This window comes from Glutamicibacter sp. 0426, from assembly GCF_001906485.1.
In the GTDB taxonomy this organism is placed as follows: Bacteria; Actinomycetota; Actinomycetes; order Actinomycetales; family Micrococcaceae; genus Glutamicibacter; species Glutamicibacter nicotianae.
Window position 1 is genome coordinate 201,827 of record NZ_MPBI01000003.1, and the last position, 19,321, is coordinate 221,147.

The 19,321-nt window shown below is 66.3% G+C and carries 17 protein-coding genes; 8 read left to right on the forward strand and 9 right to left on the reverse strand.

Features of this window, described 5'->3' with window-relative positions; genetic code table 11:
• Positions 1 to 51: 51 nt before the first annotated feature.
• Positions 52 to 1,191 carry a phosphate ABC transporter substrate-binding protein PstS gene (gene pstS / locus BKX98_RS09270; protein WP_073707010.1) on the reverse strand — a complete coding sequence of 380 codons (1,140 nt, stop codon included), beginning with the start codon at positions 1,189 to 1,191 and terminating at the stop codon, positions 52 to 54.
• A gap of 179 nt (positions 1,192 to 1,370) precedes the next feature.
• On the opposite strand from pstS, the gene BKX98_RS09275 reads away from it, so the two are divergent.
• From BKX98_RS09275 to BKX98_RS09290, 4 genes are read left to right on the forward strand one after another with little or no spacing between them, the layout of a single operon-like run.
• Positions 1,371 to 2,093, forward strand: a complete 723-nt coding sequence (locus BKX98_RS09275) for an ATP-binding cassette domain-containing protein (RefSeq protein ID WP_073707011.1) — start codon at positions 1,371 to 1,373, stop codon at positions 2,091 to 2,093.
• The gene (locus BKX98_RS09280) at positions 2,090 to 2,764 is read left to right on the forward strand and encodes an ATP-binding cassette domain-containing protein (RefSeq protein WP_073707012.1); all 675 of its coding nucleotides are present in this window, start codon (positions 2,090 to 2,092) and stop codon (positions 2,762 to 2,764) included. The genes BKX98_RS09275 and BKX98_RS09280 overlap by 4 nt, the downstream gene beginning before the upstream one ends.
• A gap of 42 nt (positions 2,765 to 2,806) precedes the next feature.
• Entirely contained in the window at positions 2,807 to 4,327 is a 1,521-nt protein-coding gene (locus BKX98_RS09285) for an ABC transporter substrate-binding protein (RefSeq protein WP_073707013.1), read from the forward strand.
• A 14-nt stretch (positions 4,328 to 4,341) separates the two neighbouring features.
• Entirely contained in the window at positions 4,342 to 6,147 is a 1,806-nt protein-coding gene (locus tag BKX98_RS09290) for an ABC transporter permease subunit (protein WP_073707014.1), read from the forward strand.
• 9 nt (positions 6,148 to 6,156) lie between these two features.
• On the opposite strand, the gene BKX98_RS09295 is transcribed toward BKX98_RS09290, so the two are convergent.
• The 3 genes from BKX98_RS09295 to arsB are packed head-to-tail and all read right to left on the reverse strand — an operon-like array spanning position 6,157 to position 9,119.
• A complete protein-coding gene (locus BKX98_RS09295) occupies positions 6,157 to 7,596 on the reverse strand; it encodes an FAD-dependent oxidoreductase (RefSeq protein ID WP_073707015.1) in 1,440 nt (479 codons plus the stop codon).
• Between the two features lie 42 nt (positions 7,597 to 7,638).
• On the reverse strand, positions 7,639 to 8,052 hold the full coding sequence (locus BKX98_RS09300; RefSeq protein WP_073707016.1) for an arsenate reductase ArsC: 414 nt from the start codon (positions 8,050 to 8,052) through the stop codon (positions 7,639 to 7,641).
• A gap of 11 nt (positions 8,053 to 8,063) precedes the next feature.
• A complete protein-coding gene (gene arsB / locus BKX98_RS09305) occupies positions 8,064 to 9,119 on the reverse strand; it encodes an ACR3 family arsenite efflux transporter (protein ID WP_255372328.1) in 1,056 nt (351 codons plus the stop codon).
• A 156-nt stretch (positions 9,120 to 9,275) separates the two neighbouring features.
• On the opposite strand from arsB, the gene BKX98_RS09310 reads away from it, so the two are divergent.
• On the forward strand, positions 9,276 to 9,650 hold the full coding sequence (locus BKX98_RS09310; protein ID WP_073707017.1) for a helix-turn-helix transcriptional regulator: 375 nt from the start codon (positions 9,276 to 9,278) through the stop codon (positions 9,648 to 9,650).
• A 44-nt stretch (positions 9,651 to 9,694) separates the two neighbouring features.
• On the opposite strand, the gene BKX98_RS09315 is transcribed toward BKX98_RS09310, so the two are convergent.
• Together BKX98_RS09315 and BKX98_RS09320 are read right to left on the reverse strand one after the other, a co-directional pair.
• Complete coding sequence (locus BKX98_RS09315) at positions 9,695 to 9,910, reverse strand: CDGSH iron-sulfur domain-containing protein (protein ID WP_038992980.1); 216 nt, start codon at positions 9,908 to 9,910, stop codon at positions 9,695 to 9,697.
• Positions 9,907 to 10,947 carry an iron-containing redox enzyme family protein gene (locus BKX98_RS09320; RefSeq protein ID WP_073707018.1) on the reverse strand — a complete coding sequence of 347 codons (1,041 nt, stop codon included), beginning with the start codon at positions 10,945 to 10,947 and terminating at the stop codon, positions 9,907 to 9,909. The genes BKX98_RS09315 and BKX98_RS09320 overlap by 4 nt, the downstream gene beginning before the upstream one ends.
• A gap of 331 nt (positions 10,948 to 11,278) precedes the next feature.
• On the opposite strand from BKX98_RS09320, the gene BKX98_RS09325 reads away from it, so the two are divergent.
• Entirely contained in the window at positions 11,279 to 11,713 is a 435-nt protein-coding gene (locus tag BKX98_RS09325) for a hypothetical protein (RefSeq protein WP_073707246.1), read from the forward strand.
• A gap of 239 nt (positions 11,714 to 11,952) precedes the next feature.
• Complete coding sequence (locus BKX98_RS09330; protein WP_233125325.1) at positions 11,953 to 13,173, forward strand: CynX/NimT family MFS transporter; 1,221 nt, start codon at positions 11,953 to 11,955, stop codon at positions 13,171 to 13,173.
• Positions 13,174 to 13,261: 88 nt separating this feature from the next.
• Here BKX98_RS09330 and BKX98_RS09335 read toward each other — a convergent pair whose 3' ends face one another.
• Together BKX98_RS09335 and BKX98_RS09340 are read right to left on the reverse strand one after the other, a co-directional pair.
• Positions 13,262 to 14,305, reverse strand: coding sequence for a hemolysin family protein (locus BKX98_RS09335; protein ID WP_073707019.1), 1,044 nt, complete (start codon positions 14,303 to 14,305; stop codon positions 13,262 to 13,264).
• Positions 14,302 to 15,648 carry a hemolysin family protein gene (locus BKX98_RS09340; protein ID WP_073707020.1) on the reverse strand — a complete coding sequence of 449 codons (1,347 nt, stop codon included), beginning with the start codon at positions 15,646 to 15,648 and terminating at the stop codon, positions 14,302 to 14,304. Before BKX98_RS09340 ends, BKX98_RS09335 begins: the two co-directional genes overlap by 4 nt.
• Before the next feature lie 351 nt (positions 15,649 to 15,999).
• On the opposite strand from BKX98_RS09340, the gene BKX98_RS09345 reads away from it, so the two are divergent.
• Positions 16,000 to 17,232 carry a glutaminase gene (locus BKX98_RS09345; protein ID WP_073707021.1) on the forward strand — a complete coding sequence of 411 codons (1,233 nt, stop codon included), beginning with the start codon at positions 16,000 to 16,002 and terminating at the stop codon, positions 17,230 to 17,232.
• A 10-nt stretch (positions 17,233 to 17,242) separates the two neighbouring features.
• Here the strand turns inward: BKX98_RS09345 and BKX98_RS09350 are convergent, their stop codons facing one another.
• Positions 17,243 to 19,129 carry a glycerophosphoryl diester phosphodiesterase membrane domain-containing protein gene (locus BKX98_RS09350; RefSeq protein WP_073707022.1) on the reverse strand — a complete coding sequence of 629 codons (1,887 nt, stop codon included), beginning with the start codon at positions 19,127 to 19,129 and terminating at the stop codon, positions 17,243 to 17,245.
• Positions 19,130 to 19,321: the final 192 nt, after the last annotated feature.

The window sequence follows — 19,321 nt, forward strand, 5'->3', positions numbered from 1 at the left end:
TTGCTGCATCCGCCCCTCGGACGGATGCAGCAAGACTGGTCAACGGCCCTGCTAGCGCACAGTGATCGAATCGATGGCCTCGCGGGCTTCCTTTGCCAGCTGCTGTGGCATGGGCGCGCTCTTGGCCGAGTCGGCCGCCGTCTTCTGCCCCTGATCACTGACCACGTACTGCCCGAAGGTCTTGACCAGTTCCACGGTCTGCGGATCCTCATAACCACTGCAGAACAGCAGGTAGGAGACCAGCACCATCGGGTAGGCGCCTTCGGCGGTGGTCTTCCGGTCAAGTTCCAGGGCGATATCGTGCTCCCCGCGTCCTTCGACACGCTCGGATTCGGCCACGGCCTTGGCCGCGGCTTCCCCGCTGACGGCGACGAATTCATCTCCGACCTTCAGCTTCACCTTGCCCAGCGACTGATCCACCAGCGAATCGTCGGCGTAGGTGACCGCTCCGACAGCGCGGGTCACAGTGGTGACCACACCGGCATTGCCCTGGGCTTTCTCCAGGCCAGTGGCATCCGGCCAGCCGCCATCGGGCTCATGGGTCCATACCTCGGGAACCACGCTATGCAGGTATTCGGTGAAATTCTCCGTGGTGCCCGAGTCATCGGCACGGGCCACCCCGGTTACCGGGATGTCGGGCAGCTCCACCTCGGGGTTCAGCTTGGCGATGGCAGGGTCCTGCCAAGAACGGATCTCGCCGGAGAAGATCCGGGCGATCGTTTCGGCATCCATATTCAATTCCTTGATGCCCGGCAGGTTGAAGGCGATGCTGATCGGGGAAATATATGCCGGAATATTGATCGCGCCCTGCGGCCCGCAAGTTTCGATGGAACGCTGGACTTCCTCGTCCTTCAGATACGCATCGGATCCGGCGAACTCGGTACCGCCAGCCAGCAGTCCTGCGCGTCCGGCGCCGGATCCAACCGAAGCGTATTGCACCTGAACCTTGGGGTGCAGGGTGGAGAATTCAGTGCTCCAGGCATTCATAGCTGAGTTCTGCGCGGTGGACCCGCCGCCGGTCAGCGTGCCTTCCAGGTTGGAGGTATTCGCTTCGGCGGCCTTGCGCTGCTCCTCCCCCAACGGATAATCCGAACCGCAGCCCGAGAGCAGCAAGGCCAAGCCAAGGCTGGAAGCGGTGATTGCTCCTGCCCGGCGGGCAAGTGAATGACGGGCAAAGCGGGTGGGGCGCACAACAGCTCCTGGATCATCGGGGTGCATTTCAACTAGTTCGTAAACTCCAGTCAAACATCATCCCAACATTTTTGCGCTTCTCAAACCCGCCGGCACCTATCCCACCGCATTCCCAGCCGCTTACGCCGGTCCAGGTGATTTGCCTCGCCCCAAAAGCTTAAGTGATAATGATTCTCATTATGACTTATGTGAATTCCCCATCGGCCGGCCAGCCTGGCGCCCAGCAACCGCCTGCTCCGGTGTTCCGCCTGCGCAACGCACGCCTGGGACTGCCCGCGGAGAACCGCGCACTGCTTGAAATCCAGGAGTTCACGCTTCTTCCCGGCGAGCGCGTGGTCATCACCGGCTCCTCGGGTGCTGGCAAGTCGCTGCTGCTGTCCATGATCACCGGACACTGGGCACCCGGATTGGAATTCTCCGGCACCCGCATTGCCGACTCGCTCCGCATTGGCTGCATACCGCAACGCGGCCAAGATGCCCTGCACCCCCTGCTGCCGCTGGGACGGCAGCTGCGCAAGGCCACCGGCGCCAGCGCGCAGCAGGTTGCCAGCACGCTGGACGCCGTGGGACTTGGTGATCCGTCATTGCTCGCACGGCGTCCCGCTGAATTATCCGGAGGGCAGGCGCAACGCGCCGCCATAGCGCTGGCAGTGCTCAGCGAGGCCCCGGTGATCATTGCCGATGAACCAACCAGCGCACTTGATGACCCCTCCCGCGATCTGGTCCTCGACCTGCTGGGTACGGTCCTGGATGAACGGCAGGCTCTGGTGCTGTCCACCCATGACGCGGCCGCAGCCCGGGCACTGGCCACCCGGCACCTCGTTCTGGACTCCGGAAAGATCGCCAGTGCCAGTCCCAGTCCCAGTGCGAGCGCACCGCGCGGGGAACGAGTTCCAGCTTGAGCATCCCCGCACTGGAAGCATCCAACCTCAGCGCACGGCGCGGGCACGGCGAAGCCCGCCGGCTGGTCCTGGATCCCATTGGATTCACGCTGGCGCGGGGCGAAGCCGTGGCCATCACCGGCCCATCAGGTGCCGGCAAATCCACCCTGGCCGACATCGTGCTGGGCCTGGGGCTGTCGGACTCCGGGGAGATCCGGGTGCTGGGCGAGCCGTGGAGCGCACCGAAACGCAGTCATGCGGCGGCACGCCGCCGGCTGGTCCAGGGCGTGCCGCAGGATCCCGCCGCCGCCTTCGTGCCGCGCTGGAGCATCCGCACCTCGCTGCAGCACGCCATCACCCGGCTGCTCCCCTCCGCCCACCCGGCAACGCTCATTACCGAGGCCGCCGAGCTGGCCCAGTTCGACCCCGGGCTGCTGGACCGCCGTCCGCATCAGCTCTCCGGCGGGCAGCTGCAGCGGGCCGCGCTGGCCCGCGCCGTGGCGGTGAAGCCGTGCGTGCTCGTGGCTGATGAACCGACCAGCGCCCTGGATCCTGGCACCGCCCAGGCCGTTGCCGGCCAGCTGCTTTCCACCGCCGCAGCTTCAGGCATTGCCCTGCTGCTGATCACCCATGACCCGCAGCTGGCGGCGTGCTGCGCGCGCACCATCAGCATCCAACCGCCCGTCCAATAAGCCACCTGACCGCTCCCCTTATCTTCCAAGGACACCGCACCCATGAATCGACTCCGCAAGAAAACACTGGCCTTGCTCGCCATCCCGCTGGCCGGAACGCTGGCCCTCAGTGGCTGCTTCTCCGCGGCGGCCGAGCAGGCCGGCAGCACCGGCCGCATCTCCGTGGCCCACATGCAGCCTCCCCGCTCCGGGCTCAGCCCGCTCAGCGATGACGCGTTCAAGCTCTCGCGCTGGTCCACCGCCGAAACCCTGGTCACCCTCGATGAGTCCGGGGATGCCCAACCGGCCTTGGCGACCAGCTGGGAACGCATCGATGACCTGGTCTGGGAATTCTCCATCCGGAAGGGCGTCACGTTCCATAACGGGCAGCCGCTGGGTGCCACTTCGGTGGCGAACTCCCTGCAGCGGGCCATCGATTCCACCCCGGTGCCGCGCATCCTGAACGGCACCGCGCTGGACGTCGAGGTGCTCGGGGAACACGGGCTGCGGATCACCACCGCGGATCCCGACCCGCTGCTGCCCCAGCGGCTCTCCAGCCCGCAGCTGGCCATCTTCGCGCCCGAGGCCTACACCGACAGCGGGGTTGACCCGGCAGGCCACGGCACCGGCCCGTTCCAGATCACGGCAGTAGACGGGATGTCCGGGGCCACGCTGGATCGCTACGAGGATTATTGGGGCGACAAGGCCGAGGCTGCCGGCATCGACGTGAAGTTCGTGCCCGATGGCACCGCGCGCACCGCCGCGCTGCGCACCGGGGAAGCGGATATCGTCGAGGCCATCCCGGCCGGCCAGGCCGCCCCGGTGGACCAGGAGCTGCTCACCGAAGTGCCGATGCCGCGCACCAATACGTTGTACTTGAACACCGCCAAGGGTCCCTTCGCCGACCCGGCGGTGCGCGCCGCGGCCCGGGAGGCCATTGACCGGGCCGCCATCATCCAGTCCGTGTACGAGACCCGGGCGGACCTCGCCGACGGCCTGCTCGGCCCGGCCCTGCCCTACGCCGCCGGACTGCGCGAAACGGATGAGTACCGGCAGCTGCTGTCCCAGCGCGCCGAACCCGCGCAGGTCCAGGACGTGGAGATCACCCTGGGAACCTTCACCGACCGCGCCGAACTGCCAGAGGTTGCGGTGATCCTCCAGCAGCAGCTGGAAGCCGCCGGATTCATCGTGAAGCAGGATGTGCGCGAGTACCAGTACATAGAAGCCGATGCGCTGGACGGGGCCTTCGATGCCTTCATCCTCTCCCGCGCCACCGTGCTCGATTCCGGGGACCCGGTGGCGTACTTCGCCTCGGACTTCACCTGCGAGGGCGGCTTCGCCATCGCCCAGCTCTGCGACAAGGACGTGGAGCAGGCCATCGACCGGGCCGCGCAAACCGATGCCGGGGAGCAGCGCCAGCAGCAGATCATGCTCGCCGAGGCCCGCATCCTGGGCACCGACGCCGCCATCCCGCTGCTGCACGAACGGGTGATCCAGGGCGAGAGCCCTGCCGTGCACGGCGCCGCGCAGGATCCGCGCGAACGCGAACTGGTCACCGCGCAGACCCGCCTGGGCAGCGAGTAGGGGCCGGGCTGCCGATGAACTGGTTCTCCCGCCGCCGGCGGCGCATCGCCTGGGCGTCCTTCGCCTCCTGCCTGCTCAGCGCGCTGGCGCTGCTGCTGGTGGCCGGCGCCCTGCCCTGGCTTTCGCGCACCGATCCGGCCGCGGCGGTGCTCCGTGCCCGCTATGCCGAACTGGAACCCACCGCACAGGCGCTGGCCGCCGTGCGCGCGCAGCTGGGCCTTGACCGCGGACCGCTGGCCACCAGCTGGCACTGGTGGTCCGGGGTGCTGCACGGGGATCTGGGCAGCTCCTGGGTCAGCGGGGCGCCGATCGCTCCCGGAGCCTGGCGGGCCCTGTCGGTCTCCGCCACGCTCACCGCCTTCGCCGTCCTGGTGGCACTGGCCGTGGCCTTGCTACTGGTGCTGCCGGCGGCGTTGCGCGTGCTGCGCAACCAGCGGCAGACCGGGTCCGGTCCGCTGGGCGTGGCGCTGACCTCGTTGCCGGAATTCCTGCTGGCCAGCATGCTGCTGGTGCTGGTTGCGGTGCAGCTGCAATGGCTTCCGCCCTATGGGTGGACCGGGCTGGACACCGCAATCCTGCCCGCGCTGGCGCTGGGCATCCCGGCTGGCGGGTTGCTGGGCCGGCTGCTGGCAGATGCCATTGCCGCGGTGGCCGGCGAACGTTGGGTCGGGATCTGGCACCTGGCCGGGGCGCCGGCGCCGGCCATCCTTTCCGGGGTGCTGCGCCGGGCCGCGGCCGCGGTCATCGACCAGCTTGGCCTGGCGTTCATCGGATTGCTCGGCGGCGCGGTGGCCGTGGAGCAGGTCTTCGCAATCCCCGGGCTCGGCCGCTACCTGCTCGGGGCCGCCAATGCGCAGGACATTCCCGCCCTGCAGGCAGGCCTGCTGCTGATGGCGGCCTCGGCCGTGCTGATCGGGGCGCTCACCGCGGCGGCTCGGCGCACGCTGCGCGGAGGCGCCCTGCCGCCCGGGTCGCTGCCTGCCCCGCCCGAGGCCCGCGGCACCGGCAGGATCCAGCGCTGGACCGCGGGGATCACCTGCGCCGCGCTGCTGGCCATCCTGGCTTCCGGGTTGCCGCGCGATCCCTATGCCATTGCATTCCGGCGGCTGCAGGCCCCGGAACCGGGCCTGCCTTTCGGCGCGGATGCCAGCGGCAGGGATCTGCTGGCACGGGTAGCCCACGGAACCCTGGGCACGGTGGGCCCGGCACTGCTGATCGTGGCCGGCGCGATCCTGATCGGCCTGCTGCTGGCGGCGGCCGGCGAGATCTCGCGCGGGCCGGCGGTAATTGCCAATGCGACGCCGCCGATTCTTGCCGGGGTGGTCATCGCGGCCCTGATGGGCCCGTCGGTGGGCGGTGCCGCGCTGGCCGTGCTCTGGGTGAGCTGGCCTCCGCTGGCCACCCATGCGGCCTCGCTGCTTGATGAGGCGCGGGCCATGCCGCATATCCGCTGGCTTCCGCTCTCGGGGGTGCCGCGGAGCAGGATCTGGATCCAGCATTTGCTGCCAGCGGTGATTCCCGCATTGCTGCGGCACGGGATGCTGCGGCTGCCCGGGGTGGCTTTGGCCTTGGCTGCCCTCGGATTCCTCGGGCTCGGGGCGCAACCGCCCACCCCGGAGTGGGGTCTGCTGCTGGCCGAAGGCATCGGCTACGTCGAGCGGGCTCCGTTCACAGCCATCGCCCCGGCTGCCGCACTGGTGCTGACCTCCGTGTGCGCGGTGGCAGTGGCAGGGATTCCGGCGCCGCGGCGTGCCGGTTCCCGCGGCCCTTCGAAGAAGCTGGAGGCGCAGTCCGGGAGCTCCCAGGTGCCGGTGAGCTGAACGGCGGGCCTACCGTCCCGCCGCCAGTTCGCTATTGCCGTGCAGCGTTCCGGTGGGCAGGCCCAGGCTCACCGGCTGCGGCGAACTGCAGCAGCCGCTGGTTTCGGCAGGTTCGGCCGGTTCGGTTCCGCAGGAGGATTCGCTGGCCGCCGGGGCATCGCAGGAACCTCCCAGATCCGTTGAGCAAACACCTGTTTCCGGCAGCTCCAGTTCCACCCGGCCGGCCGCCTCCGCATCACCGGAGAGGGCGGCGGCAATGGAGCGCACCTGCTCGTAGCCGGTAGCCATCAGGAATGTCGGGGCACGTCCATAGCTCTTCATGCCAACGATGTAGAAGTTCTTTTCCGGGTGCGCCAGTTCCTTGGCGCCGTGCGCGCTGACCGTTCCGCAACTGTGGAACTCCGGATCGATCAAGGGACCGAGCTGGCGCGGGGCCTCGACGCATTCGTCCAGCTCCAGGCGCAGTTCGGAAAGCATCTGCAGATCGGGGCGGAAACCGGTGGCGGCGATAATGCGGTCAACGGCCAGCTCGCGTCCATCAGCCAGCACGACTGCCAGCTGCTCCCCTGCGTTCATCGACGCGACGGAGACATTCTCCAGCAGTTCCACGTGGCCGTTTTCCACCAGCCGGCGCAGCGAGGTGCCCAGCTGGCCCCGGGCCGGAAGCTGGTCGGCCGCTCCGCCGCCGTAGAGCCGGATCGGGTTGGCGTCCCCGCGCAGGCCCCAGCGGATGCGGGTATCCGGATACTGCTTCTGCAACCGGCCCAGGGCGATGATGGTGTTTGCCGCCGAATGCCCGGCGCCGAGCACCAGCAGGTCCTTGCCTGCCAGCTGTTGCTCATCGGCGCCCAGCGGATCGGGAAGCCCGCCGGTGATGAAACCCTGTTCGCGTGCCTGGGCTTCGCCGATTGCCTCGATGCCGCCACGGCCTACCGGGCTTGGCTGGTTCCAGGTTCCGCTGGCGTCAACTACGGCGCGGCCGAGCAGATCCACCAGGCCGCCAGGGGTTTCGGTGCGCACCAAAAACGGTGCGTCGTCGCGGTTCGCGGTGCGGGCCTTGTCGGCGCCGCGGCCGTCGGCCAGCACGCGGCTGATCTTCACCACGCGGTGGCCGTAGCGGATGCGCGGTGCCAGTTCCGGGTGGGCTGCCAGCGGCTGCAGGTACTCGCTGACCAGTTCCGCACCGGTAGGCAGCTTGGTGATACGCGGCTCTTCCCAATCCCCGGCATATCCTTCGCTGGGGGTTTCCAGCAGCCGTCGGGACGCGGCATCGATATTGAAGCGCCATGGGGAGAAAAGCTTGATGTGGGACCACTGGGCAATCGCGGCACCGGCGCTGTCCCCGGCTTCCAGGACGAGCACGTCCTGCCCGCGCTCGCGCAGGTTGGCTGCGGTGGCCAGCCCGATGGGGCCGGCGCCAATGACGATCACTGGAAGGTTCTGGTTCATGGATTTCTCCTTGGCTGCTGGATTCCGGGTGGCGGGTGCCGCTTAGCTGGCTGGCAGCAGTTCGGCGATGAGCCGCTCTATCCGGGTGCGGATTTCATCGCGGATCGGGCGCACGCCGTCGATGCCCTGGCCTGCAGGGTCCTCCAGCTTCCAGTCCTCATAGCGCTTGCCCGGGAAGAATGGACATGCGTCCCCGCAGCCCATGGTGATCACCACATCGGAGTCCTGCACCGCTTCGGTGGTCAGCACCTTGGGAATTTCCGCCGACATGTCGATGCCGACTTCCTTCATGGCCTCGACCGCCGCCGGGTTAACCGAATCAGCGGGAGCCGAGCCGGCCGAGCGGACCTCGATCCGCCCTTCGGACAGGTGGGAGAGGAAGGCAGCGGCCATCTGGGAGCGTCCGGCGTTGTGCACGCAGACAAAGAGAACTGAAGGCTTCTCGGTTGCAGTCATGGTTATTTTCCTCAGGCAGAAGTTGTGACGGTGCTGGATGCGGGGAAGAATTTCCGGGCCCACAGGGCGACATAGACCAAGGCGACCAGGATAGGCACCTCGATCAGCGGGCCGACCACCCCGGCCAGGGCCTGTCCGCTGGTGGCGCCGAAGGTGGCGATGGCCACCGCAATGGCCAGCTCGAAGTTGTTCCCGGCCGCGGTGAAGGCCAAGGTGGTGGTGCGCGGGTACCCCAGCTTCAGCCAGTGGCCAATGAGCATGCCGGCGCCGAAGACCACCACGAAGTAGACCAGCAGCGGGATCGCCATGCGCAGCACATCCAGCGGCTTGGAGATGATGTTGTCCCCCTGCAGCGCGAAGAGCAGGACAATGGTGAACAGCAATCCGTACAGCGCCCACGGGCCGATCTTCGGCAGGAATTTGCCCTCGTACCAGTCGCGGCCCTTGGCCTTTTCGCCCAGCGTGCGGGTCAGGTAGCCGGCCACCAGCGGGATGCCCAGGAAGACCAGCACCGAGGCGGTGATCGCGGCAATGGAGAATTGCGCGCTGGTGGTTTCCAGTCCCAGCCAGGAAGGCAGCACCTGCAGGTAGAACCAGCCCAGGGCACCGAAGGCGATGACCTGGAATACCGAGTTGATGGCCACCAGCACGGCGGCCGCTTCGCGGTCCCCGCAGGCCAGGTCATTCCAGATGAACACCATGGCGATGCAGCGGGCCAGCCCCACGATGATCAGCCCGGTGCGGTATTCCGGCAGGTCAGCCAGGAAGATCCAGGCCAGCACGAACATGAATGCCGGGGCGAGGATCCAGTTGATCACCAGCGAGGTGACCATCAGTTTCTTGTCGGCCAGCACGCGGCCGGTTTCGTTGTAGCGCACCTTGGCCAGCACCGGGTACATCATGACCAGCAGGCCGATGGCGATGGGCACCGACACCCCGGCCACGGTGAAGCGGTCCAGCAAGGCGCCGAGCTGCGGGAAGATACGGCCCAGGCCCAGGCCGACGGCCATGGCGAGCAGGATCCACAAGGCCAGGTAGCGGTCCAGGAAGGAAAGTTTGGCCGCCACGGGGGCCGTGTCTAGCGCAGGGGCAGGTGCCACTGAATCATCACTCCAAGAATAGACATCGACGATTATCGATGTTTTGAGTATGATGAAACATATCGACGTTTGTCAATCTCTGGCGCCGGCCAAGACGCCAAGACAAGAAAAGAGCCGAGGTCCATGAGCACAGCCACCGCGAATCCTGCCGACGGCACCTGCACCGCGCCGGCTGCCGATGCCTGCTGCGTGCCATCCCCCGGGGAGGCAATCCTGAACGCCGAGGAAGCCGAACTGCTGGCACTGCGATTCAAGGCGCTGAGCGACCCCAACCGCCTGCGCATCCTGTCCATCGTCTCCAGCAGCGAGGCAGCCGAGACCTGCGTTTGCGACCTGCCCGAGCCGCTGGGCCTCAAGCAGCCCACCGTCTCGCACCATTTGAAGATCCTGGTGGATGCCGGGATCCTGCACCGCGAGAAGCGCGGGGTCTGGGCCTACTTCTCCGTGGTCCCCGGCGCCTTGGAATCCCTGGGCGCCAGCTTGGCGCCTAAGCCCTAGGCGGGTTTGCCACGCGCCCTTGCTTGCAGGCACGGGCGAGTGCCCTATTTCGGGCGCTCGAACTTCATGAGCTTGTGCGTGCCATCGCAAAAGGGCTTGATGGCGGAGCCCCCGCAGCGGCATAGCGCTACGGGCCCTTGCCGGGCTTCGATGGATTGCCCTTCGGCATCAACGATTTCAAAATCTCCCCTGAGCAGCAATGGTCCCTGCGGGCAAACTGTAATGGTGGCCGCTTCCGAGGCGCAGTCCCCGCCGCTCATGCGACTGCCCCAGCTCCGGCCCCGGCCCCGGCAAGCAACGCCGAGCTGCCAGCTTCCCACGCGTCCAGATACTGTGCGCCGGCCAACGCGTCAACGGCCGCCGCGGCTTGGGCTCCGAACAGTATGCCGGGGACCAGTTCCGGTTCGTCTTCGGCCAGTCCCCCGGCCAGGTCGCGGCCGGCGATCTGCTCATGGACCGCATCAGCTTCCACATGCTCATCGAAGTAATCGGTGACCGCGGATCCATAGCCCAGGCGCCGGAAGCCGCGGGCATAAGCCGCCTGGGGTATCGAGGAAGTCATCTCGTACAGCGCCAGGTGGCCAGTGATGGCTCCCCGATGGCGCCGGTGCATGCCGAAGAGCGAAATCATGTTGACCGCCGCCAGCGTCACCGCCGGAATGCGGTCGATGTAGGCGCCGAAGTCATCACGCAGGCCCATCCCCCTCATCGTCTGCCTGAACAGCTCGCTATGCATTCGAGGCAGATGCCCATTTCCGTATTCATCGGCCTGGATCTCCACCATTGCAGCTTTTGCACGTCCCTGGAGTTTCGGGATCGCCCAGGTGTGCGGGTCAGCTTCCTTCAGCTGGTAGATCGACTTCAGAATCAAGAATTCGCGGGCCTGGGCGGCATTGGCCTTGCGCTGGATGAATTTCGATACTGACGGCCCGGCATCGCTCGCAGCGAGCGCGAACAGGGCTTGGGCCACCTCGGAGGAGCTGGGTTCCACGCTTGGAACCGGGCCTGCAGCCTCGCGAAGTGCTTGCTCGAAAGCCTCCTCGATCTGGGCCCGAAGCGAAATCAGCCCAGGGTTCCATTCCCAGCGATCATCGACGCCTGCGAATCCCCGATAGTGCAGCTCATAGAGCATGAAAAGGCTCAATTGCAGGTCCCCGTCGTCAAGCACATCCGAAGCCGAAGCCAACCGTCCCGTCGCGACCGTTGCCAGGTAGGCTGCGTGTTCTCCCGAGGGATTGCACAGCAACGCGTTGGCCAGCTCTCGGGACAGGTCTCCGCGGGGTACGGGCAAATGCATGACGCTCCTTCGGTGTCGCTGGTTGCATAGCCGGCAATAGCGGCTTGAGGATGATCGTGCCAGCATCCCCCGGATATCACCACCATTAGGAGGAAAGGCCAAGGTAAGCCGCCAAGGCAGGCAATCAATTGGACTCTGCGACCTAGTCGGGTGCGGCTGCGCTCCGCGGAATTCGTGTCTACCTGCTTGTCATGAGGTATTCTCAGAAGAACACTCCACGATGATCACCGAGCGCCAATGGCGAAACCCGGGGATCCCTCGGCTTCGCGCCACAGGGTTTCGTGGGCGGTCCCCTTTCGGAGAGCTGCCATCAGCGGAGGATTATATGAACATGCCCGAACGCCGTATTCGCGCCATGCAACGCGTCGAAGAACTTTTGCATTGCCCTGAGGCAAGAACCCTTCTCACCTCGTACGGCTGGTTCGAGGGGACGCCGGTGGTATTCGCCCAATACGCCGATCCAGTAGATGAAGTCATGGGCTTCGTATCGGTCCATGGCCGGGCAGTGCTCATGGTTGTCGATGACGGCCAAACCGATGAGCTGCAGCTATGGCACATCACGGTGCCCAGCCCGCTTTTTCCCAAAGTTCCGCCACTGCCAGCGGGAACCACAATCAGCGAACTGTGCAACATGCACCGCACGGAGAAATTGATGCCGTTTCGCGTAGCTTTTTGGTCCCATAGCGCGGCACTCCACGAAATTCCCTGCTTTGTCCGCAACGACAGGCCTGTCCAGGCAACCCGGTCGACGACTGACATCGGCTAGCTCGGCGGGCCAGCCCGGACAGCCATCGGAGCGCTCCCCCTCGCGCCACGCGCCAGCCTGCGCCATCCCGATCGCGGATTCCGTCTTGGACTACTGGGTCCGGACGGAATTTCCTTCCACGGGCTTTCCCGTTCAATGACACGAATGCCGGATCGCTGCCCGGCCCGTGCCACAATCCGAAGTGGAAAGTAGCGCCGAGCACCAGTTGGCGCGTCCTATGCGAGGAGGCATCGGCGGCAGTGCAAGTCAACATGGAGCAGGTCCAGCAGCGGACCAACGCGGCCTGGATCATCATCGTGGCCTCCGGTGTCGTGGCAGGCCTGCACATCTGGAAGCTCGCCCCGGCGCTGACCGTCATCCAGAACGAACTGGGGTTCTCGCTGATCTTCTCCGGCGTGCTGCTAGGCGTGGTCCAGGTGGCCGGCATGGCCGGCGGGCTGGCAGTATCCCTGCTCTCGGAAGTCATCTCCCAACGCCGCACCCTGATCCTCGGCTTGCTGCTGCTGGTGCTGGGCAGCACGCTGGGCGCCTTGTCCCCCAGCGCGCCGCTGCTGCTGGCCACCCGCATCCTGGAAGGCGCGGGTGTCATCATGGCCACCGTCATGGGGCCCGGACTCGTGCGCCTGCATGCCCCGATCAGGAACCTGAACATGGCCGTGGGGTGGTGGGCCGCCTACATGGGCATGGCCACCTTCATCGGCGTCTTCTCCACCGCACTGGTGCTCCAGCACCTGTCTTGGCACCTGTGGTGGGGCCTCCTCGCGTTCATCACACTGCTGCCCATTCCGCTGATACTGAAGTTCGTGGCAGCGGATAGGCCCTCGGGTTCCGCGGCCCTGCGCGAAGCTGCCCGGCGCATTGCCATCACCGCCCGGGCACCGCGCGTGTGGATCAGCGGACTGATTTTCGGCTGCTATACGGTGCAATGGATGGCAGTAGTGGGGTTCCTGCCCACGATCTACGAGGAATTCGGCCTGGATTCGGTGGCCGGTGGATTGGCCTCAGCCGTGATCGGCGGGCTGAATGCGGTGGGCGCGATCATCTGCGGCGGGCTGCTCCAGCGCGGGGTCAACGGGCGCACCCTGCTGCTTACCGGCTTCGCCCTGATGTCGCTGAGCTCCATCCTGACCTTCGCCATCGACTACCCTACGGAGCTGCTGCTGATCCAGATGGTCTGCGTCGGCTTCTTCTCGCTGGCCGGGGCCACCATCCCTACCACCATGACCCGCGTGGTGGTCGACCTGGCACCGCCGGGCGGTTCGGCCCCTGCCTCGATGGGGTTGACCCAGCAGATCTTCAATATCGGCAATTTCACCGGCCCGATGCTGCTCGCAGCCACGGCGACACTGACCGGAGGCTGGAATGCCACCTGGTGGCTGACCACGTTCTTCGCACTGCTCGGGGCGGCGCTGACGCTGGTGCTTTCGCGCCGGAATTCGCCGTTCGCCACAACACGCTGACGGCCTGAACCAGCAGGGGGCTGGAGGCTGAACGGTTTCCCGTCCTGCCTCCAGCCCCATTTCACTGCTTTCTTTCTGCGTTGCGCCGCTAGTGCGCGCTGCGGTGCTCGTCCCTGATCTGGCCGACCAGCTCGGCAAGCATGTCCTCCAAGGTCACCATGCCGGTGACCTTTCCGGTTCCGCCCTCACGCACCAGCGCCAAGTGGGCACCGGAGAGCTGCATTTCCTGCAGTGCGGTGCGCACGCTTTGCTGCGGGGCGAAGGACGGCAGCTCGCGGATGCCGCTGGGCTGCAGCGGGCGCTCGCGGGTTTGCGCATCGGCACCCAGCACGTCCTTCACGTGCACATAGCCCACTGGAGTGCCATCGGCCTGAACCAGCGGGAAGCGGGAGAAGCCATGCGCGGCCGCCGCCTCGATGCCGGCCACCGTGCAATCCACCGGCAGGGTCTGCACCTCATCGAAGCTGATCGCCACCGACTCGATGCTGCGCGCATCGAAGTGCAGGGCGCCCATCAGCAGCTGCTCGTCCTGCTCATCCAGGACACCGCCCTCGCGGGATTCGGCCACCATGGAGGAAACCTCGTCGCGGGTGAACGTGCTGGCCACCTCGTTCTTCGGGGCCACCCCGAAGATCCGCAGGACCAGGTTGCCCATGGCGTTCATCAGCCACAGCACCGGGCGCAGGATCTTCACCAGCACCACCATGCTCGGGCCCAGGATCAGCGCCATGCGTTCCGGACCGGCCAGGGCCATGTTCTTCGGCACCATCTCGGCGAGCACCACGTGCAGGTAGGTCACCACGATCAGCGCAATCGCGTAGGACAGCGCATCGATCATGCCCTCCGGAATCCCGATGGCCTCGAAGGGACCTGCTACCGCGTACTTCACCAGCGGCTTGGTGACGTAGCCCAGTGCCAGCGAGCACACGGTGATGCCCAGCTGGGCGCCGGCCATCACCAGCGAGACGTTCTCGATGGCCCACAGGGTCAGCTTGGCGCTGCGACTGCCGGCCAGCGCCTTGGGCTCGATGATGCTTCGGCGCGCAGAGATCAGCGCGAACTCGGCGCCGACAAAGTAGAAGTTCGCCGCAAGCAGCAGGACCGTCACAAGAATTCCGATAAGATCGCTCATCGCCCGGCCTCTTCCTCATCAAGCTCGGACACTTCCACGTCAACGATCGCGATCCGCTGCTCATCGGTGGCGTGGATGGTGAATACCAGCTGCTTGTCCGGTCCGCCGGGAACGCCGGGCACCACGAGGGTGACCACGTCGCCGACCTGGCCGAAGCGTCCCAGCTGCACGGTCAGCAATCCGGCCAGGGTCTCATAGTCCGAGTCCTCGGGGATCTGGCAGCCCAGCAGCTCGCTGGCTTCATCAGGGCGCAGCGCCGCATCCAGCCGCCAGGCATTCTCCGAGAGAACCTGGACGCTGGAGTCCTGCGGGTCATGCTCATCGCGCACTTCCCCGACGATCTCTTCCACGAGGTCTTCGAGGGTCAGCATGCCGGCGACGTCGCCGGTCTCGTCGATCAGCACCGCCAGCTGCATCCCGCCGCCGCGCAGCTGGTCCATCAGCTCATCGAGCTCGATGGTATCCGGGACCAGCAGGGCCTGTTGGGCGGAGTCCCCCACCGCGGTGTGCGCGCGCTGCTCGAAAGGCACGGCGAGCAAGGCGCGGATATGCACCAGTCCCAGCACCCGGTGGCCGTCCTCGGCCACCAGCGGGAAGCGCGAATGGCCGGTTTGCGCGGCCAGCTGCAGCACGTCTTCCACGCTCTGCTGCGCGGTCACGGTGGCCATCCGCGAACGGGCGGTCATCACGTCGTGGCCACGGCGGTTGCCGAAGGCCACGGTGCGGCGCAGCATCTCCGCGGTTTCCGAGGGCAGCACGCCTTCGCGGGCGGAGTGCCCCACCAGCGCGACGAGTTCCTCGGCGGAGCGGGTGGAGGCCAGTTCTTCCTGGGGCTCGATGCCGAACCGGCGGACAATCCAGTTGGCGTTGCCGTTGAAGAATGAGAGGAAAGGCTTGGTGACGGTGCTGAAGCCGCGCTGGAAGCCCACCACCGCCTTGGCGGTGGCAAAGGGCTTGGCAATGGCCAGGTTCTTGGGGACCAGCTCGCCGAAGACCATGGTCAGGATCGTGGCCAGCACCAGCGCGATGGCAACGGAGACCGTGCGGGCCAGGGCCGCGTCGAGGCCTGCATCCTGCAGCGGGCCCACCACGAGGGCGGCGATGGCGGGCTCGGCCAGGAAGCCGATGCCGAGGTTGGTCAGGGTGATGCCCAGCTGGGCACCTGAAAGCTGGGTGGACAGGGTGCTCATGCCCTTGAGCACGCCTTGGGCGCGGCGGTCGCCATCGGCGGCGGCCTGCTTGACTTGATTTCGGTTAACCGTGATCAACGCGAATTCCGCGGCTACGAAGAGCCCGCATCCGAGAATGAGGAGCACGGCCAAAGCCAGAGAAATCCATTCCATTATCTGCACCCCCTGTCCTTCGAAGCCTGGCCGGCAATCCTGCCGGGCAGAGGGCTGGAACTATGAGATCTACTGTCGCCTGAAGCGTCCATCATTCCCTTCCGATCGGAGTATCTTCCTCCGATCTGCTGTGTTCCAATAATTGTCCAGCATGCTGCTGCCCATTTTGCTTGAAAGTTCCATTTGTTTGCCAGATCCCCGGCATCCGCATAGCAATTTCACAAGATTGCGGCGCATCCGATTCCCGGTTCAGCAAAGAGAACACCGCGCAACCCGCCTCGGGCGGCTAGATTGGAGTCAGCACCGGTACGGCTGGAGCTGACGTCCGATTCGATCTTGAGGATTGCACCCATGCAGAATCCGATTCCCGATTACCTGCGCGAAGTGCTCGACGCATTGCGCGATGACACCAGCGGCGAGCGTGCCGGCTACATTCCCGAGCTGGCCGAAGCCAATCCCGACTATTTCGCCTTGGCCGTGACCACCGCCATGGGCAGCACCTACACCGCCGGGGATGCCGGCATCGAGTTCAGCATCCAGTCCATCTCCAAGCCCTTCGCCTACGCCGCGGCCATCATGGACCGCGGCCTGGAGCAGGTTCTGGAGCGCATCGGGGTGGAACCCTCGGGCGAAGCCTTCAACGAGCTGTCGCTGGAAGCCGGGACCAACCGGCCGAAGAACCCGATGATCAATGCCGGGGCCATCGCCGCCCACGGGCTGCTGGTCGGTGCCGACGCCACCGGCGAGCAACGGGTCGACCGGGCCCTCGAGCTGTTCTCGGCACTGGCCGGACGGCAGCTGCGCATCGACGAGGCGGTCTTCAACTCGGAGCTGGGCACCGCCGACCACAACCTGTCCATGGCCCATATGCTGCGCAAGCACGGGATCATTGCCGATGATCCGCATGAGGTGGTGGCCGGCTACACCCGGCAGTGCTCCATCTTGGTCACCGTGGCCGACCTGTCGGCGATGGCCGCCACCCTGGCCAACGGCGGGGTGCAGCCGTGCACGCACGAGCGGATCATGGATGAGGACACGGCCCGGCAGGTCATGTCGGTGATGGCGGTGGCCGGCATGTATGACGGAGCCGGCGACTGGCTGACCCGAGTCGGGATTCCTGCAAAGAGCGGGGTGGCCGGCGGGCTGGTGGGCGTGCTGCCGAACCAGGTGGGCATCGGCGCCTTCTCGCCTCGGCTGGATCCGCACGGCAACAGCCAGCGGTCGCGGCGGGCCTTCGAACGGCTGTCCACGGATATGGGCATGCACCTGCTGGCCCCGAGCCATGGACGGCTCGATGTCATCGATGTGCGGCGCGGGGGCACCCGCGAGACGTTCACCTTGCAGGGCAATGTGCAGTTCACCGCCGCCGCCGAGCTGCTTGACCTGTTCGCCGAATCGGATTTCGACGGGCCGGCGCACGTGGATATCTCCCGGGTGTTCTCCTTCACCGACGTGGCCCGGCGCATGACCCTGGAGGGGCTGCGCCGGCTGCGCAATGACGGGCGCCGGGTGTTCCTGCATGATCCGCTGCAGTCCCTGGCAGATCCGGATCTGGGTGATGGCACCTACCCGGAGACACCCTGAGCAGCGGAGGCTAGCGGAAGATGTCCAAGTAGGCCAGCGTGGAGCCCACGCGGTAGTCCGCGGCCGGGTAGTTGGCCACCAGGTAGCGATCCCGGATGGCCAGCTCGACGTTGTCGGTGACGATGCCGTCCACGCCGGCGCCCAGCAGCTCGCGGATGGTCGACTCGTCGTTCACCGTCCAGATATGCACCTCGCGGTCCAGCGCATGGGCCTGGGCCAGGAACTCGGGGGTGAAGGATGCCTGCTCCAGCGTGTAGAAGTCGGCCTTCGTCTTCGGCAGTCCGCCCATGCTCATGGCAACGGTCAGCCCGACCCGCAGCTCGGGGCGGCGCTGCTTGATTTCCTTGACCGCACGGGGGTTCAGCGAATGGTAGATATTCTCCGTGGCGGTTCCGGCGGCGTCGGCCTGCGCAAGGAAGCGCGTGAGATAGTCCTTGGATTCATGTCCGGTGACCTTCAGTTCCACGAGCACCTGGATGCCCAGCTGCTCGGCGCGCTGGAGATATTCCTGCATGGTGGGGATGCGCCCGGTGAAGCCGCCTTCGCGGACCGTGACCTTCCGGACTTCGGCCAGGGTCATCTCATGGATGTTCTGGTTCACCCCGGCCACCACCAGCAGGTTGGTGTCATGGCTGGCGACGAAATGCCCGTCCGCGGTTTCCTGGAAATCAGCCTCGACGATATCGGCCTGATGCGCTGCCGCGGCGTCCAGTGCGGCCAGCGTGTTCTCCACCCCGCCGGCGGAATAGCCGCGATGGGCCAGGATCTTGGCCTCCCCGGCTCCGGTTGCGGTCTGTCCCAGGGCCGGGGAGGCGGCAAGGCCGCCCGAAAGCACCAGTGCGGCGGCCGCGGATCCGGCCGCTGCCTTCGGCAAGAGGGACTGAGCCCGGCGATGCCGTTGCGAGCGTTCCTGCAGGGTGACCGGCAACTGCAGGTGCTCGCGGCCCAGGGCCACCACGACCTGGATCGCCATCACGGTTGCCGCCCCGATCAGCAAAAAGCCCAGCGTGTGGCCCACGCCGATGCACAGGGTCGCCACCAGCGCCGAATCCTGCTCGCTAAGCAGCCCGGTGGCCAGATCCGAGATCCATACCAGCGCCTCGACCAGCAGCGAGGCGCATAAGGCGCTGGCACCCAGCGGGATCCCGATCAGCAGCAGGTAGCGCAGGCTGTTGCGGCGGGTGGCTTTCAGGCTGGCGACCAGGGCGGCCAGCGGCTTCATCGGGCCGACGGCCAGCAGCGGCAAGGTGAGCACCAGGCGGAGGTTGGCATAGATGATCGCGCCGATCATCAGCAGGTAGAGGGCCGTGCTCAACGGCGCCTTGAGGTATTCGCGGGTGATGAACGGCGGGATGCCCACACCTTGGATCAGCACGGACGACAGGCCCAGGCCGCCCAGCGGCAGGGCGAGGAAGAAGTACGCCATCATCAGCGGCGAGGGATAGGACAGCATCCGGCGCAGGCAGGAGGCGGTTTCGCGGCATACCGCCCGAAGATTGGGAGGCTGCCCGGATTGCTGGCGGTTGACCATCACTATCAGCGCCACGAACTGCACGCTCACCGCACCCAGTGCTAGCACCGCAATGGCAACCAGGAGCAGCACCGAGACCGGGTGGGCCAGCAGCGCGGTGTAGGTCCGGTCGGTGACGTTGCCCAGGTTGCTATTTTCCAGCGCCAGCCCGAAGAGGTACTTGATCGCGGGGATCACCAGCAGGCCGTTAACTGCCTGCAAAGTGGTGATCACCGCGAGGTAGCGGAGCACTCGCACGTGGCTGAGCTTCAGCACGCGCAGCAGGAAGCTGAAAATCTGCTTCAGGAAGGGCAGCCCGCGGCCCGAGGGCAGCGCAGCGGCAGGAAAGTTCGCACTGTGCTTGCTCGATGGAATCCTGGGGGCCACTGCTTGATTTGCCTTTCCGTCCGCCGGGAACGCTTCGGCGGCTAATTGCAATTCTATCGCCGCCATCTCCCGTTCGCTGTGCGCCTGCTGGATGGAAGCTGGACGACTCGGCCACCCCCGTCAGCCGGCGCCGCCTCCCCTGCTGGCACCACCTGCGCGTAATCTTCCGCAAAACCATTGACCACCAGCTCG

What these genes read in the sequence shown, in the direction of transcription:
- BKX98_RS09310 (WP_073707017.1), top strand. Translation starts at nt 9,276, where the DNA reads ATGAGCACAGCCACCGCGAATCCTGCCGACGGCACCTGCACCGCGCCG.
- BKX98_RS09295 (WP_073707015.1), bottom strand. Translation starts at nt 7,596, where the DNA reads ATGAACCAGAACCTTCCAGTGATCGTCATTGGCGCCGGCCCCATCGGG.
- BKX98_RS09300 (WP_073707016.1), bottom strand. Translation starts at nt 8,052, where the DNA reads ATGACTGCAACCGAGAAGCCTTCAGTTCTCTTTGTCTGCGTGCACAAC.
- BKX98_RS09325 (WP_073707246.1), top strand. Translation starts at nt 11,279, where the DNA reads ATGCCCGAACGCCGTATTCGCGCCATGCAACGCGTCGAAGAACTTTTG.
- BKX98_RS09320 (WP_073707018.1), bottom strand. Translation starts at nt 10,947, where the DNA reads ATGCATTTGCCCGTACCCCGCGGAGACCTGTCCCGAGAGCTGGCCAAC.
- BKX98_RS09335 (WP_073707019.1), bottom strand. Translation starts at nt 14,305, where the DNA reads ATGAGCGATCTTATCGGAATTCTTGTGACGGTCCTGCTGCTTGCGGCG.
- BKX98_RS09285 (WP_073707013.1), top strand. Translation starts at nt 2,807, where the DNA reads ATGAATCGACTCCGCAAGAAAACACTGGCCTTGCTCGCCATCCCGCTG.
- BKX98_RS09340 (WP_073707020.1), bottom strand. Translation starts at nt 15,648, where the DNA reads ATGGAATGGATTTCTCTGGCTTTGGCCGTGCTCCTCATTCTCGGATGC.
- BKX98_RS09275 (WP_073707011.1), top strand. Translation starts at nt 1,371, where the DNA reads ATGACTTATGTGAATTCCCCATCGGCCGGCCAGCCTGGCGCCCAGCAA.
- BKX98_RS09345 (WP_073707021.1), top strand. Translation starts at nt 16,000, where the DNA reads ATGCAGAATCCGATTCCCGATTACCTGCGCGAAGTGCTCGACGCATTG.
- BKX98_RS09315 (WP_038992980.1), bottom strand. Translation starts at nt 9,910, where the DNA reads ATGAGCGGCGGGGACTGCGCCTCGGAAGCGGCCACCATTACAGTTTGC.
- BKX98_RS09290 (WP_073707014.1), top strand. Translation starts at nt 4,342, where the DNA reads ATGAACTGGTTCTCCCGCCGCCGGCGGCGCATCGCCTGGGCGTCCTTC.